This window comes from Flavobacterium celericrescens (genome assembly GCF_011392075.1).
Classification (GTDB): Bacteria; Bacteroidota; Bacteroidia; order Flavobacteriales; family Flavobacteriaceae; genus Flavobacterium; species Flavobacterium celericrescens.
On sequence record NZ_JAAJBV010000026.1, the window covers coordinates 1 to 267 of the forward strand.

1 protein-coding gene is annotated in these 267 nt (G+C 41.6%); it reads left to right on the forward strand.

Features of this window, described 5'->3' with window-relative positions:
* On the forward strand, window positions 1-267 hold a 267-nt coding region (locus G4L40_RS12890), incomplete at both ends, for a hypothetical protein (RefSeq protein WP_166237592.1).

The window sequence follows — 267 nt, forward strand, 5'->3', positions numbered from 1 at the left end:
GAGTGTAACTACACCGGTATTGACAGCAAACTCGACATATAATTTAGTAAGTGTAGCAAGTGCAACAACACCGGTTTGTAACAATACCGCAAGTGGAAGTGTGACAATAACCGTGAATGCTTTACCAACAGCTAATGTTACCGCGAACACAATTTGTTCAGGTACTACAGGAACTGTAAGTTTCACAGGAACACCAAATGCAGTTGTAACGTATACAGTTGATGGCGGAGCTAATCAAACGGTAACATTAGACGCTTCAGGAAATGC